This window comes from Streptomyces sp. NPDC101118 (assembly GCF_044759445.1).
Classification (GTDB): Bacteria; Actinomycetota; Actinomycetes; order Streptomycetales; family Streptomycetaceae; genus Streptomyces.
Genome location: NZ_JBIVZG010000032.1, coordinates 34,246 through 48,772 on the forward strand (window position 1 = coordinate 34,246; position 14,527 = coordinate 48,772).

Genomic DNA, 14,527 nt, shown 5'->3' on the forward strand with positions numbered 1-14,527 from the left:
CGCACCCCACCCCCATGTAGCGCGCCCTACGGATTCGGGCCTGAAGCCCGGCCGCTACGACGGTCACGGAGGTGCTGACCCAGACGCTTCCGGAGGCAACGTCAGGGCAGCAACTCGTATTGGTCAGCCGAGCCAGACGATGTCCAGGACCGACACGTGCCGCAGCGACCGGTTGATGAAGTAGACGACGGACAACCGGCCCGCGGGAGCGATACGGACGACCTCGCCTTCCGGGTCGGCGGTGTCCCACTGGCCGAAGCCCCACGGGTCAGCTGCCGCGGCGTCGAGCAGGTCCCACACCGTCTCCTCGGCGTGCTCGGGGAGGACGGCAAGGACCTTCGCGGCCCGTGTCGATAGGCGGACCGCGTACGGGGGCAGGCTCACCGGCGCCGGCCCCGCAGTTCGGCCATGCCCACGAAACCGGACTCGTCGCAGCCGGACGCCACGAACGCGTCGACCGCGGGAGCGGAAGCCAGGCGGGCCTGCCATACCTGCACCACCTCGTACAGAGCGGTCAGCGAGAACGACCGGCGCGACTCCTCCAACGCCGCCGTCCACTCCTCCTCGAACGCCGGCACCCACCGCTGCGCACGACGGTCCGCCCGCAGCTGGGCGAGGAGTTCAGCCGGCGCACCGGGTGCGGGGGCGTACGCCGCGGCGGGCGCGGGGGTGTACTCGGGCTGCGCGCTCATCGGCTCCTCCTGCGGCAGGTGCTCCTCCCACCGTAGAACGCAGAAGCCGAGCGCAGGCGCGTTTCTGCGGTGAAGCGCGCCATCCGGGTACGACCGGCGAGGACGCCCACGAATTCGGGCGTCCTCGCCTGGAGTGGTGCCGGACCGGCACGGTCAGACGCTGCCGCGCCAGGAACCCGTCTCGGTGCCGCGGTCCTCGATGAAGTGCTTGAACCGCTTCAGGTCGCCCTTGACCTGCCGGTCGACGAAGCCGAACTTGTCACCGATGGTCTCCGCCATCCCCTCCGGGTCGAAGTCCATCATCAGCGTCACTTCCGTGTGCGCGGGGTCGATCGGCCGGAAGGTGACCAGACCGGACTGCTCCGTGTCACCGCCCACCGTCACCCAGGCGACCTTCGTGTCCGGGATCTGCGCGGTGATCTCCGCGTCGAACTCCCGCTCCACGCCCGCGACCTTCGTCACCCAGTGCGTCAGCGTGTCCGTCCGCTGCTCGATCCGTTCCACGCCCTCCATGAACTGCGGGAACGACTCGAACTGCGTCCACTGGTTGTAGGCCGTCGTCACCGGCACATCAACCTCGATCGATTCCTTGACCTGCGACATCAGCAAGGCTCCTTCCGATTCCGGGTCGCCGCCGGCCGGCGCCGGCGGCCAGGACATCCGTGCCCTGCCGCCGCGCCTGCCCCAACCCACCCCAGCCGACACCACCCAACCGGGGGCCAGTGCCCTGGCGTGTCCGCGGCAACCAGCCCACCGGACGAGCACCCCGGCCGCGGACCGGCTACAGACCGGGGGCGGAGAGCGCCGGCCTCGTAGCCCGGAGACATGCCGGGTCGCGACAGACCGGCTCAATCTCAGGACGCTCACCAAGGCAGGCGGCGACAATGGCTGCCTCACGGTCCGGCAGCAGATCCACTGGCCTGCCGGTGACATCAGCGCGACTTCTGCGTCTGGAAGAGCTCCTGTCCCTGGCTGGACGCGTCGACGCAGCTTCTGCTGGGCGCCCTGCGCGTGGCGGGACCCGAGAGCGGTTGCCGGACGTGGTGGCCCGCGTCGCAGTCACCGCAGACCGTCGGCGGCACCGCCCGGCACCGGGTCCAGGAGACCGCGGTGCACACCTACGACGCCCAGCTCGCCGGGGGCTCCCCGCAGCCGCTGCCGGTCGAGCCGGCACTGGACGGTGTGGAGGAGTTCCTGTTCACCGTCTGCGCAACGCCGAGTGCCTCGCCGCACAAGTCCACGGCTTGCTTCGGCTGCAACCTCGCTGCCCTGGACGACTGCTCGGCGGAGGGTTCGGTGCGGCGCCTCCGTTCACTTCGGAGGGGCAGCACTCAGACTCCGCAAGGGCGCGTCTCGTCTTCTTCGAGGTGCTTCCAGCGATCTTCATGGACCGCGGTGTCGACGTCCTATTGCGGTGGTGAGAGAGCTGGTTAGGCTGACCGGATGACAGCTGATCGCTTGGTCGACCCGCACCCGTCCGCTGCAGCCAAGTACCCCCGCATTCTCGCCCTCGCCTGCGCGGCCGGGATGGCCCTTGCCGGGAGCGCCTGTTCCTCGTCCGGGAGTTCCGGCGGGGCCGCCTCGGGTGGTGAGAGGCTGTCCTACGAGCGGGTCGCTTCGACGGCGAAGCAGCTGACGGGTACGTCGGCCTGCCCGTTCGGCCTCGACCCGGCCGCGGCGCTGAAGGCAGCCGGTGCCGAACGGACCGTCACCCCGGCGGCGGCCGGCGGCCACCCCGCGGCTGAAGGAATCGTCAACCAGGGCCGGCCGGCTGAGGCCTGGCCCAGCGGGCAGCCCGCGCCGTCCGGATTCCCGTCCAACCCAGCCATCCCGCCGAACGCGTCCGTCGTCTGCAAGTTCACGGCTTCGAAAGCCCCGGTGGAGATCGACCTCGTGGCGACGTCCGAGAACGGGGTGGCGGTGAACCTGGCGCTGCCGCAGATCGCCTACCTCGGCACCCTCCGCGCCGCCGAGGTGATGGCGTTCTCCAAGGACAAGCCCGGGATCGGCCAGACCAGGGTCACCCCGGGCCGGGGCACGGTCGCCGTCGCACGGGTGGCGGTGGCGGGCAAGGGCGACTTGGCGCTCGTGGTCTCCCAGGGATGGCCCGTCACCAAGGCGGACCCGGCCCTGGCCGGCGAGTCGCTCAGGAAGGTCACCGAGGCACTCGCTGCCCAGCTGCGGCCGTAGGCGGCGCCGGCGGGCGACCCGCCGCGCACTGCTCGCCGGGCGGCGTACAGGACCAGGCCTCCGGCCGGGCTCGGGGGGTGACGTTTCCCTTCCACGAAGCGCAGGCGCTCCTGGAGTCGGTCCGCTTGCCGCGGCCTGCTGCCCGATCGAGTCCGGCCGGGCGGCAGGAACCGGTCCCGGTCCGATGAGGGTGCCGCTCGGTGCGCCGGCAGGGTGCGGTGTCGCCGCGCTTTTGAGTATCCGTACTCAGGACTCTCCGGGCAGGGGCTGGGAACCTCGGGTTCATGATCAAGTTCTACGGGGTTCTGGCCGGCAGCGCGATAGCCGGTGCGGTCACGGGCTGGACGGCGCGAGCCCTGTGGCTGTGGGCGATGGCCGAGGAGCAGCGCGACTGCGCGGACGCAGTCTCGCTGTGCCTCTCCCTCTACCCGTTCGCGGGGATGGGGCTGTGGATCGTGCTGGGTGTGCCCATGCTGCTGCTGGCCCTGTGGGCACTACGGGTGAGGCCGTTGAAGGCAGCGGCCATGGGGGCGTTCGCCCTGCAGTGGTTCCTCATCGCGGTTCTCGCCGGGATGTCCCGCCAGGAGCTTCCCGCCTCCGCTGCCCTGACGATCGGGGTGCTGGCCGCAGGGCCCGTCCTGGTCGTGCTGTGTACAGACCCGGCACGGCGCAGGGCGGGACTGACCGCAGTGGCCATCCTGGTGGGGGTGTGCCTCTTCCTGGTCTGGCTCACCGTCCACGTCAATTGGCAGAACCTCTGACACCCGGCCCCAGCGCTGCGCAGAGGGACCGCAGCTGACCCGGCCGGGAACCCGGGCAGCCCACGTGCGGGGCGGGAGGGCCTCTCGGCCGCCTGCGCGAGTCGGCTCCACCGGCGGCCGGACCTCGACATCCGGTGCGTCCGACTGCACAGGGGTCGTCATCTGCGCATCAGCAAGATCGGGAGCGCCGTCGTGGCCGTGACGCCGGCCGGTGGGGGCCGACGGGCCGTCAACGTGCGGGCGGCTCGCCCGGACGGGGCCGGGCGAGCCGCTTTGTCTCACAGGCTGTTCGTGGTGGCCGACTGCAGCACGGTGCAGGGGGAGGTCCACGACGGCAGCTCGTGGTGAACTTCATCGAGGTGCCGTCCGGGATAGCTTGGCGGCGCCTCCGGGATCCCGTGGGCTTCCAGCAGATGAAATTCTGCACTCTCTCCCCCGACGGAACAGTCTCCGTCAGGGAAGAACCGCAGGTTCAGCAGCCATCCACGATCAGCGATCAGAGACGGCTGACTCGAGATGACCGAGAACGCCATCAGGCTCCGCCCCTGCGGGAGCCCGTTCCAGGACAGGGAGCGCAGCCCCCGGACGATGATGACCGCGGCGTTTCCCAAGGGGTAGAACGATGCCGTCCGCATGTCGAAGAGCAGTGCTGCCCGGTTGGCCGTCGGACAGAACCGTGCGTCCAGGAGCTGGGCGTCCTGCAGGGCGTCCGGCTCCTTCAGCGGGTCCCACTCCACAGGGTTCAGCGCCCGATCATGTTCCCGGGACGTGAAGAGGTTTTCAATCAGGCTCATCGAATTTCAATATGCCAGTAGGGATCGGACTTGGTGAGGGTCTTCCCGGTGAACGGGTTGATTATCTGACCCCCTTCGTTGAAATAGCTTATGTATCCGTTGGGGTACTGGTGCGGCCCGCTGGTCACCGGGTCCATCACGCGCACATAGCTGACGCTCCGATGGAAACCGTTGGCCTTGGCTTCGGCCTTCTTGATCTCATAGAACCAGCCCTTCAGGCTGTCGGCCGTCGCAAGCGCCTTGCGGCCCTTGGGGAGCCACAGCTTCTCACCCTGGGGCCCGACGACGTCAGCGATCAGGCACCGCGTGTTGTGGACCAGTACCGGGGTACTGCCCGCCAGCACGAAGTACGTGTGGAGATCGTTGACCGTCAGGTTGTAGGCGGGCTGGAGGCCCTTCCAGTGGGTGACCTTGCCGATCTGGACCGTGGTGCCCACCGGCGTGCGCAGGGCGTCGCCGACCGCGAGATCCACGGCGTCGATCCAGCGCTTGCGGTTCTCCACCCAGTAGGGATGGTGATCGGTAGAGGTCAGAGCCGTCGTGGGCGTGTCGCCGCGCAGCTCTATGTCGGTGAAGTCACGGTCGTCGGGGGTGTAGATGGTGTCCTCGACGCGCCGGGGGCCGGTGATCCCGGTCTCGGGGTCCGCCGCCTGGACCAGATCGCCGATGCGCACGAGCTCGATCGGCTTCGAGGAGCCGTCACCCATCAGGACACGGGTACCCGCAGGGAAGCTGTTCTTCCCACAATCGGGGGTCTTGCGCCAGAGCTTGGCGAGTTGGTCGAAGACGTCCTTCGCCTTGGGGCCGTACTTCTCTCCCCACTTGCCGAACTTGATGCCGGCGGCACCCCATCCCGCGATGGGAATGGCCGATGCGCAGGAGAGCCCCGCGTCCGTCCACATGCCTTCGCGGCCGGTGGGGGTGAAGTAGTCGACCGTCCCCTCCACCCCATAGATCACACAGTTCGCCCCGTCGGCAATCTCTCCCCAACCCGGGACGAGACCGATGAGGTCGAGTTTGATGTGCAGGTAGTCGAGCTGGGTGTCGAAAGAGACACCCATGCACATGCCCTTGGTGAAGCAGTTCCAGTGGGCGAGGCCCTTCATGCCCGTCTGGAACAGGTCCCCCCACTTCTTCTTGCTCTCGGCACGCAGGCGCTCCTGCTGCTCCTTGAAGTACTGCTCGATCATGTACCGCTCGACCGTCGCCTCGTACCGGCCCTGGGCGTCCTGCGCGCTCATGCCGGCGTTCACCGCGGACTGGCGCGCTTCGCTCGCAGCTTGGTATGCGCTGGCGGCGTAGTCGGCCGCGGCCACGGCGCTGGCCCTGGCCGAGGTGGCGGAGCTGTCGGCCTGCTGCGCGCTGGCAGCTGCCTGGGCTTCGGCGTCGCGGGCACGGGCCGCTGAGGCCGCGGCAGCGGAGGCTGAGGCTGCGGCGCTGTCGGCGGACTTCTTGGCGTCGTCCGCGTAACCGGCCGCCTTGACGGCGTAGTCGTCGGCCTTGGCGGCGTAGCCGGCCGCCTCGTTGGCGGAACCCTGGGCGTTCGCGGCGGCCTTGGCCGCGTCGTAGGCGTCCTGGAACGCCTTGGACGATACGGCGCCGGCCTCGGCGATGATGCCCTGGATCTGTGCGATGTGCGCGGCGTTGAGCTGGTCGCGGCGCCTGGCACGGTCCTGGCCGGACTCGATGAAGGTGCGCAGTTCCGTCTCGGGGCTGGCAAGTGCGGCTTCGGCGGCAGCCTTGACCTCGGGCGTCCCGCCTTCGGCGAGACGTGCGGCCTCGACTCGGTCGTCCTCGAGACGAGCCTGGTGCTGGCCGACGAGGACGAATTCCGTCAGCGTCTTGGGGTCCGAGGACTCCAGGGCCGCCTTGGCCGCCTCCTTGACCCCGGTGCCGCCGGCTTCGGCGATCCGGGCGACCTCGATGCGGTTGTCGGGGGCTGCGGCCTGGTACTGGCCGGCGGTCAGGAAGCCGTGGACCTGGGCTGCGTCGCCCTTGAGGGCGTTGGCGGCGGCGGTGCGCACCTCCTCGTGCGGCGATTCCTGTGAGAGCTGGTTGACCTGTTCGCGGTCATCTTGCTCCGCAGCCTTCTTCCAGCCCGTGGTGACGTACTCGACCACCGCCGTGTCGTCGCCGGTGAGGGCTGCTTCGGCGGCGCTCCTGCTCCAGGGGCCGCGGGTCTGCATGACCGTCAGGGCCATCTTGCGCCCGGTGGCGGCGATCGTCGCCGATGCCGTGCCGGGCTGGGCAGCCTGCCGGGCGAGGGTGTCCACGTCGGCGTCGAGCTTGACGGCTTCCTGCTCCAGGCGGACGACCTCCGCCTTGGCGGTGTCGTACTTGGCCTTGCTGTCGCGGGCGTGGTTCACCAGGGTCTTCGTGCGGGCCGCGATCTCCTCGGCCTCGTTCGCACGAGCAGCGGCCTGGACTTCCTGGGCCTTCTTCACCGCGGCGTCCGCGGCCTGTGCCGACTTCAGCGCCTCGTCAGCGTTGGCCTTGGCCTGGGTCGCGGCCTTCTGGGCGTCGTTCGCGTAGTCGGCAGCGTGCCGGGCCGCTTCCGCTGCCTTGCGGGCGTGCCCCGCGGCGGAGCGCGCCGCGGCGCTGGCTTCGCGCGCCTGGGTGGCGGCGGCTGCGGCATGGGACTGCGCCGCGGCGGCGGAGCGCCTGGCCTCGGCGGCGTGGCGGCGGGCCGATGCTGCGGCCGCTTCGGCCTCGTCGGCGTTGACGCCGGCCTTCTCGGCCCATGCGCCCGACTGCTCCGCGCTGCCCGCGGCGGAGGTCATGTCGGCAATCGCGTCGAGCGACGCCTGCAGCGCAGCGTTAGCCGCCGCGAGTGTCTTCTGCAGAGCGTCGGCGGAGTCGGCGATCCTCTCGGCCTGCTCGGCGGCCTTGTCCGCATCGGCGGCGAGCTTCTCGTTGACCTTGCCGGAGGCAGCAGCGTTCCAGGCCTGGGTCGCGGCCTGGGATGCGTAGAGGGCGGCGGTCGACGCGTTGTGGGCGGCGATCGCGGCGGTCTGGGCCGCGGCGTTGGCGGCACGGGCCGAGGCGATGGCCGCCTGCGCGGCGGACGCGGCGCGGCGGGCGGACTCAGCGGCGCGGCGGGACGCGTCCTTGGCCTTGATCGCGTCGTTCTGGGCAGCCTGCGTCTCCGCAGCGGCCTTGGCAGACTCCTCCTTGGCCAGGCGGGCTGCGTCCTTGGCCTTCTCGGCCTGCTCCAGCGCGCTCTTCTTCGCCTTCTCCGCTGCCGCTCCGGCCTCGGCCGTCTGCTTGGCGAGGTCGGTGATGCTGGCGTGTTCCCGGTCCTGTGCACGGGCGATGAACTGGCCGTACGTCAGGAAGTCGCGGACGTCCTCGATCGAGCCCTTGAGAGCGGCGGCGGCAGCGCGCTTGGTCGCGGGCCCCCCTACGGCTTCGAGCTGGGACACCCGCACGCGGGCGTCGTCGTCGCGCTGTCGGTACTGGCCCTCGGCCATGAAGGCGCGGATGTCGTCGATCGACCCACGCATCGCCATGTCCCCGGCCTCACGGACCCCGGGACCGCCGGCCTCGGTGATCATGGCGGCCTGGACCCGCTCGTCCTCGGCCAGAGGGGCCTTCCAGCCTTCCTGCATGAAGGCCGCGAGCTCGGCCGGCGTGCCGTCGAGCGCCTGCTGGGCGGCTTCCCGCAGGCCGGGGCCCGCGTCGGTGACGAGCTTGAGCGCCGCCTCCCGGAGATCCAGGTCCTCGGCGATCTTCTGACCGGTCTCCAGGTAGGCGCGGATCTGCTCGTCCGTGCCCGACAGGGCCTGGCCGGCTGCCGACTTGACGGCAGGGCCGCCGGCCTTCCACTGCTGGAGCACCTGCTGACGTGGAGTCAGCGAACCGGAGACGGGGTCATCGGCAATTGCCGGGCCGGCGGATACGAGTCCGGCCAGCAGGGCCAGTGGGAGCAGGCTGCGCGCGGCCTTGAATGCCGTCGCGGTTCCCCTCCCCCAGCCTCTGCGGGGCCCAACCAGGTTGTGACGCACTGAAACGTTCCCCCTGTGGTGGCGTTTGGTGTCGTGTTGCGCACGCGGTCAGGCCGGAACCCCTCCTGGGTCGGTCGGGAGGGGGCCGGTCGCGTCGTTGCGTCCTGCCTGCGTACACGGTGGGCCCCGCCGGCCTCCATGATTCGGCTTCCCCAGGCCGGAAGACGGCGGTTCCCGCTCCGGACCAGGTGTCACGGCCCGGAGCAATCTTGTTGATCCAGACCCTAGATCATCTCGGTCGGGCGATGGTTGCACCGGTCGCCCGAATGTTTATCTCACCGTTATGTGCGGCCTGAGGGGGCGTCACTTCCGCCGGCCCCCGAGAGACCCGCTTCGGCGCCTGGGCTTGCCACCACGGCCACCCGAGGTGCGGAAGTGGGTTACTGTTCCTCCCGGCCCCCCAGGCGATCTTCGGCCGTCCGCACTGTCGCGGCGCGGTCGCTTCTGTTCAACTCACCCTCACGGCTTCTCCGTTGAGGGTTCGCCCTGGAAGGCATGACTCACCTCGTGCGTACTCGCAGATGGCTGCCTGCAGCCACCCTGACCGCCGCCCTCGCCACCACCGTCTGGGCACCGCCGGCATCGGCCGACACGGGCGAGCCGGCCAATGCCGGCGCGGCGTTCACGGTCGAAGACGGCGCCTACCCCTTCCGCTCGGACGTTCACGCCCTCACGGGTGCGGACCTGATCGCGGGCGACGGCAACATCTCACTCACTTCTTGCTCCGCCCCGTACCAGATCATGGTCTGGGCGCGGAACCTCACGACCAGTGACTCCAGGATCTGCTTCAAGGCCGCCGACACCGGCTACCTCGCAGTCAACATCCCCCGCGCGTTCCGCATCGAGACCGAGGGCCGTGACCTGAGCGCCCAGGTCACGATCAACGGCGAAACGTCCAGCCTGACCGTTCCGAAGGACACCTCCAAGGGCTTCGGCGAGTCCAGTCCGACGGATCCGCAGCGGGCCACCCTCCTCGAGATGCGGGTGACCGGCTCGGCGAACGCACCGGCCCAGCCGTCGGGGGACCAGACGTACGCGTTCACCGGCAAACTGACCATCGGCGACCACAAGCGCTTCTGCACCGCCACGCTGGTGGATCCGCGGTGGGTGCTCGCAGCGAAGAGCTGCTTCGCCGACAACCCCGCCGAGAACAACACCGTCGCGGCCGGGGCCCCGAAGGACAAGACCACCGTCACCGTCGGCCGCACCGACCTGGCGACGTCCGGCGGTCACACCACCCAGATCGTCGAGCTCGTGCCACGGGACGACCGGGACCTCGTGATGGCCCGCCTGGACAAGCCCGCTTTCGGCGTCACTCCCGCCGCAGTATCCGCCACCGCACCCACCGCGGGTCAGGAACTGACCGTGGCCGGCTTCGGCCGCACCCCGGCCGAGTGGGCCCCCACCAAGGTGCACACCGCCGCCTTCACGGTCGGCACCGTCGCGGCGACGGGCTTCGACCTCGCTTCGAAGACGCCGGAGAACGCGACCGTCTGCAAGGGCGACGCCGGCGCTCCCGCCGTGCGGACCGAGAACGGCAAGCCGGCGGTCGTCGCCATCGGCAGCCGCTCCTGGCAGGGCACCTGCCTCGACAGCGCCGACACGAAGACCGGCGCCTACGACACCCGCGTCGACGACCTCGCTCCGTGGATCGGCTCGCTGACCTCGCGCCGGTCCGCGGCGGTCAACGAGGCCGGTGCCAACGGGCGCATCCGCTGGGCCGACTTCGACGGCGACCGCAAGCCCGACTACTTCAACATCGCCGACAACGGCTCGGTCTCCGTCTGGCTCAACCGCGGCGGCAACCCCGCCGGGGCCAACGGCTGGCAGGGCCTGGGCCAGGTGGCCACCGGGCTGACCAACGACCGCAACCGGGTCCGCTTCGCGGACTTCGACGGTGACGGCAAGGCCGACTACTTCCTCATCAACACCGACGGCTCGGTCGAGGTCTACCTCAACCAGGGCGGCGACCCCGCCGGAGCCAACGGCTGGAAGCACATCGGCAAGGTCGCCACCGGCGTCACCAACGACGCGAGCAAGGTCCGCTTCGCGGACTGGGACGGCGACGGCCGCTCCGACTACCTGGCCTTCACCGACACCGGCGCCGTGTCCGTCTACCTCAACCGCGGTGGCGACCAGTCCGGCAACGGCTGGCCCGCCGTCGGCAAGGTCGCTTCCGGTGTGACCGGCGATCGCGCCCGCATCCGCTTCGCCGACATCGACGGTGACGGCAAGACCGACTACCTCCACGTCAAGCCCGACGGCAAGGTCGACCTGTACGTCAACCGCGGCGGCGACGTCGTCCCGAACACCGGCTGGCAGGTCGTCGGACAGATCGCCACCGGCGTCACCACCGACCACACCAGGGTGCAGTTCGCCGACTTCAACGCCGACACCCACGCCGACTACATCGTCGCCGGCAACGGCAACAGCGCCTCCGTCTGGCTCTGGAACGGCGGCGACCCGGCCGGCGGCAACGGCTGGACCGGCATCGGCGTCGTCGCCAGCGGCACCTGAGCCACCACGACCACGCTCGATCGAGCCCCGCGGCTCCCTCCAACCGGCCGTTCCCGTCCTGCCGTGTGGCAGGACGGGAACGGCCGTCCCCTTGTCTCCTCGGTCCCGGCCGTGTCCTCCTCCTGCCGGGCTCCGGGGCCGATGACCCAGAAAGCCCACCTCCATGACGAAACACAGCACCGCCCTGGCCTCCGCCGCCCTTCTCCTCGGTGCCACCGCCCTGCTCGGTCTGGCCGCCACACCCGCCACCGCCGCCGCGCAGCCCGCCCCTCCCCTGCTGCGGATCATGCCACTGGGTGACTCCATCACCGCCGGCGAAGGCAGCTCCGGCCACGCCGGCTACCGCGCCCCGCTGTGGGACCGGATCACCGCCCACGGCGGCTACACCCCCGACTTCGTCGGGTCCGGCTCCTTCGGCAACACCCCGGACCCCGACAACGAAGGCCACAGCGGCTACACCATCCAGGGCATCCGCGACGGCATCGACCGCTGGCAGAACGCCGCGGCACCCGATGTCGTCCTGCTGCACCTCGGTATCAACGACCTCAACTCCCACAACGCCGACCCGGCCACCGCCTCGGGCGACCTGGCCGCGCTCATCGACCGCATCCAGACGAACCAGCCCGGTGTGACGGTCATCGTCCAGGGCCTGCTGGTCGACACCCGGGGGCAGTTCGAGCGTACGAACGCCTTCAACGCGGACCTGCGCGCCGCCGTGGACGTACGCGCCGCCGCCGGCCGGCACGTACGGTATGCCGAGTCCCCGCGCCTCGACGTCGCCACGGAGCTGCCGGACGGGCTGCACCCCAACGACGCCGGGTACCGCAAGATGGCCGCCGCCTACCACGAGGGCCTGCAGGCGGCCGAGGCCGACGGCTGGACGCGGCCCACCCCTGCCCCGCGGGCAGGCACCGAGTCCGGCGGCACCGGCCGCGTCCGCTGGGCCGACTTCGACGGCGACGGACGTACGGACCAGCTCACGATCGCCGATTCCGGAGAAGTCCGGGCCCGCCTCAACCGCGGCGGGGAGGGTGCCGGCACCTGGCAGGACGCCGGCCGCGTCGCCACTGGCGTCACCACCGACCGTACGCGCGTCCGGTTGGCCGACTTCGACGGCGACGGGCGCGCCGACTACCTCCACATCGCGCCGGACGGCGGCGTCACCGTCCACCTCAACCGCGGCGGCGACATCAGCGGCCCGAACGGGTGGGAGTTCATCGGCAAGGTCGCCTGGGGGACCACCACCGACCACCAGCAGGTCCGCTTCGCCGACTTCGACGGCGACGGGCGCACCGACTACTGGACCATCGCCGGCACCGGAGCCGTCAACGTGCACCTCAACCGCGGCGGTGACCCGGCCGGGGCGGGCGGCTGGGTCGGCCTGGGACGCATCGCGACGGGCACCACCACCGACCGCACCCGGGTCCGACTGGCCGACCTCGACGGCGACGGCCGGGCCGACTACTGGACCGTGAACACCGACGGCAGTCTGACGACCTATCTGAACCGTGGCGGCGACGGCCACGGCGGCTGGCGGCACGCCGGCCGCACGGCCTCAGGCCTCACCACCGACCCCGCTCGCGTCGAGCTCGTCGACGTCACCGCCGACAGCCACGCCGACTACCTCCTCCGTCAGCCCGACGGAGGAACCACTGTCTACGCCTTCAACGGCGGCGATCCCGACCTGGGCGGCTGGACCCGCCTCGGCACCATCCCCCCGGGCTCATGACCTGGGGACCGGAGCGCTCCGCCGCACGGAAATCGTTCACCGTGCGGCGGGGCTTCGCCGAGGAGCGGGCGGCCGGCAGCGCAGGCCCGCATTCGACTTCGTACTTTGCCCTGCCCCCGTCAGGGGCTGCACCGGCGTCCCCGCCCCCGGCGGCCGCCGTGCTCGCCCGAGCTCTTTCGAGGAGTGTCTTGTCCAGATTCCGTCGCGGCCTCGCCGCGGCCGTCGCGCTGACGTCTCTGGCCGTGCTGCCGCCCGGCGCATCGGCTGTCGCCGAAGACTCGGGCGGCACCGCGCTGCACCTGCCGATGGACCTCGCCGAGGTCCAGACCCTGGCACCCGGAGTCACCTATCAGCGGTTCCACCAGGGCAAGGCCTTGGACGACAGGTGGTCGGTCGAGCTGCAGATTCCGTACGACGGCGGCACGAGCTGGCGGGTCGGCAACAGCAAGTGGGCGCAGGAACTCGTCGGGAAGCTGGCCGGCGACGGGTTCGCGGGCCTCGTCGAATCCCGGGACGTGCCCGTCCTGACGGGCGGCGGCGGCACGTTGTCCGAGCACGCGGTGCGCGTGGGGCGGTTCCTCCCCGACAACCAGGCCGGCGCGGACCGGCTCAAGGGCTGGCTGGAGACCGCCGGATACCCCGGGCGCACCATCTACACGGCCCAGGACGGCTCCTCGACGACCGGCCCGTGGCAGGTCCAGGTCGTCAAGGTGGACCCCACCGCGGCCGTCGCCTTCAAGGCCGTGCACGGGCAGGATCTCGGTACGACGCAGACGGTGCGCGACATGGCCAGGGCCGCGGGCGCCCTGGTCGCGGTCAACGGGTCCGAGTTCGACATCAAGTCGACCGGCAACCCCGACCACTCCGGCTACGACGGTGATCCCGAGGGCCTGTACGTCCAGGGCAACAGCATCCTCAGCGAGGCCAACAACGGCCGCACTGCCCTGCTCCTGGAGGGCGCAGGAGCCCGCGTCCGTGTCGACGAGATCACCTCCAGGACCCAGGTGACCGCACCCGACGGGCAGGTCCGACCGGTCGACGGCATCAACCGCGTGCCGGGCAGGATCCGCGGCTGTGGAGGGATCGGCGAGGACCACCGCCTCGACGGCAAGGGCGCGAACCCCGAGACGAGGCCGTGGCGGGGGGCCATGTGCGTCGACGACAACGAAGTCGTGATCTTCCGTCCCGAGTGGGGAGCGGAGACCCCGAAGCCGCGGCCGGAGGTCAGCGACAGCATCGAGATCGTCATGAACAGCAGCTGGACCGTCACCGAGAAGCGCGCGGCCGGAGGCCCCATCCCCGCCGGCGGCAGGATCCTGCAGGGCATCGGCACCGGTGCCGCCTGGCTCCGTGAACACGCCGCCGTCGGCCAGACGTTCAAGTCCTCCACCACCATCACCGACTCCCAGGGCAAGCCGGTGACCAGCTCGACCCTTTCCGCCGTCGCCGGTGGCGGCCCCGCCCTGGTCCGCAACGGCGAGGTCATGATCAACACGGTGGCCAACGGCATGCACAACCCCGTGTACGGCACCCCGACCTCAGCGGTCGTCGAGCGGCACCCCCGCACCCTCGCAGGAGTCACCGCCGCCGGCGAACTCCTCCTGGTCACCGTCGACGGACGCGACCCCGGCACCAGCGTCGGCGTCACCCTCCGGGAAGCCGCCGAGGTCATGAAGTGGCTCGGCGCCAAGGACGCCCTCAGCCTGGGCGTCGGCGGCGACACCACCCTCGTCGCCAACGACACCCTCTACAACCGCCCCATGGACAGCTGGACCGCGAGCGGCTCCACCGAGCGCAAGGTCGGCAACGCCGTCGTCGTCGTGAAGAGGTAGGCGGCGAC

General features: G+C 70.8%; 11 protein-coding genes. 6 read left to right on the forward strand and 5 right to left on the reverse strand.

Annotation, left to right across the window (positions count from 1 at the left end):
- Positions 1-123: 123 nt before the first annotated feature.
- From ACIQUQ_RS33325 to ACIQUQ_RS33335, 3 genes are all read right to left on the reverse strand, one after another.
- The gene (locus ACIQUQ_RS33325; RefSeq protein WP_403983570.1) at positions 124-384 is read right to left on the reverse strand and encodes a hypothetical protein; all 261 of its coding nucleotides are present in this window, start codon (positions 382-384) and stop codon (positions 124-126) included.
- Positions 381-692 carry a DUF6247 family protein gene (locus ACIQUQ_RS33330; protein ID WP_403983572.1) on the reverse strand — a complete coding sequence of 104 codons (312 nt, stop codon included), beginning with the start codon at positions 690-692 and terminating at the stop codon, positions 381-383. Before ACIQUQ_RS33330 ends, ACIQUQ_RS33325 begins: the two co-directional genes overlap by 4 nt.
- A 153-nt stretch (positions 693-845) precedes the next feature.
- Positions 846-1,295, reverse strand: a complete 450-nt coding sequence (locus tag ACIQUQ_RS33335; RefSeq protein WP_403983574.1) for an SRPBCC family protein — start codon at positions 1,293-1,295, stop codon at positions 846-848.
- A 408-nt stretch (positions 1,296-1,703) separates the two neighbouring features.
- Between ACIQUQ_RS33335 and ACIQUQ_RS33340 the strand changes: the two genes are divergently transcribed.
- The 3 genes from ACIQUQ_RS33340 (at position 1,704) to ACIQUQ_RS33350 (ending at position 3,643) form a co-directional block, all read left to right on the forward strand.
- A complete protein-coding gene (locus ACIQUQ_RS33340; protein ID WP_403983576.1) occupies positions 1,704-2,126 on the forward strand; it encodes a hypothetical protein in 423 nt (140 codons plus the stop codon).
- A 9-nt stretch (positions 2,127-2,135) separates the two neighbouring features.
- A complete protein-coding gene (locus tag ACIQUQ_RS33345; protein WP_403983578.1) occupies positions 2,136-2,882 on the forward strand; it encodes a hypothetical protein in 747 nt (248 codons plus the stop codon).
- A gap of 284 nt (positions 2,883-3,166) precedes the next feature.
- Positions 3,167-3,643 (forward strand): hypothetical protein, encoded by a 477-nt coding sequence (locus ACIQUQ_RS33350; protein WP_403983580.1) that lies wholly within the window; start codon positions 3,167-3,169, stop codon positions 3,641-3,643.
- 278 nt (positions 3,644-3,921) lie between these two features.
- Here ACIQUQ_RS33350 and ACIQUQ_RS33355 read toward each other — a convergent pair whose 3' ends face one another.
- Together ACIQUQ_RS33355 and ACIQUQ_RS33360 are read right to left on the reverse strand one after the other, a co-directional pair.
- Positions 3,922-4,437 (reverse strand): hypothetical protein, encoded by a 516-nt coding sequence (locus ACIQUQ_RS33355; protein ID WP_403983582.1) that lies wholly within the window; start codon positions 4,435-4,437, stop codon positions 3,922-3,924.
- Complete coding sequence (locus tag ACIQUQ_RS33360; RefSeq protein WP_403983584.1) at positions 4,434-8,441, reverse strand: polymorphic toxin-type HINT domain-containing protein; 4,008 nt, start codon at positions 8,439-8,441, stop codon at positions 4,434-4,436. Before ACIQUQ_RS33360 ends, ACIQUQ_RS33355 begins: the two co-directional genes overlap by 4 nt.
- A gap of 507 nt (positions 8,442-8,948) precedes the next feature.
- Between ACIQUQ_RS33360 and ACIQUQ_RS33365 the strand changes: the two genes are divergently transcribed.
- The 3 genes from ACIQUQ_RS33365 to ACIQUQ_RS33375 all read left to right on the forward strand — a co-directional run bounded on the left by ACIQUQ_RS33365 (position 8,949) and on the right by ACIQUQ_RS33375 (position 14,519).
- Positions 8,949-10,958, forward strand: coding sequence for an FG-GAP-like repeat-containing protein (locus ACIQUQ_RS33365; RefSeq protein WP_403983586.1), 2,010 nt, complete (start codon positions 8,949-8,951; stop codon positions 10,956-10,958).
- A 163-nt stretch (positions 10,959-11,121) separates the two neighbouring features.
- Positions 11,122-12,687 (forward strand): FG-GAP-like repeat-containing protein, encoded by a 1,566-nt coding sequence (locus tag ACIQUQ_RS33370; protein ID WP_403983588.1) that lies wholly within the window; start codon positions 11,122-11,124, stop codon positions 12,685-12,687.
- A gap of 188 nt (positions 12,688-12,875) precedes the next feature.
- Complete coding sequence (locus ACIQUQ_RS33375) at positions 12,876-14,519, forward strand: phosphodiester glycosidase family protein (RefSeq protein ID WP_403983590.1); 1,644 nt, start codon at positions 12,876-12,878, stop codon at positions 14,517-14,519.
- Positions 14,520-14,527: the final 8 nt, after the last annotated feature.

Excerpts from the sequence above, each read along its gene's own strand:
- ACIQUQ_RS33350 (WP_403983580.1), top strand. The coding sequence starts at position 3,167 with ATGATCAAGTTCTACGGGGTTCTGGCCGGCAGCGCGATAGCCGGTGCG.
- ACIQUQ_RS33330 (WP_403983572.1), bottom strand. The coding sequence starts at position 692 with ATGAGCGCGCAGCCCGAGTACACCCCCGCGCCCGCCGCGGCGTACGCC.
- ACIQUQ_RS33345 (WP_403983578.1), top strand. The coding sequence starts at position 2,136 with ATGACAGCTGATCGCTTGGTCGACCCGCACCCGTCCGCTGCAGCCAAG.
- ACIQUQ_RS33335 (WP_403983574.1), bottom strand. The coding sequence starts at position 1,295 with ATGTCGCAGGTCAAGGAATCGATCGAGGTTGATGTGCCGGTGACGACG.
- ACIQUQ_RS33370 (WP_403983588.1), top strand. The coding sequence starts at position 11,122 with ATGACGAAACACAGCACCGCCCTGGCCTCCGCCGCCCTTCTCCTCGGT.
- ACIQUQ_RS33355 (WP_403983582.1), bottom strand. The coding sequence starts at position 4,437 with ATGAGCCTGATTGAAAACCTCTTCACGTCCCGGGAACATGATCGGGCG.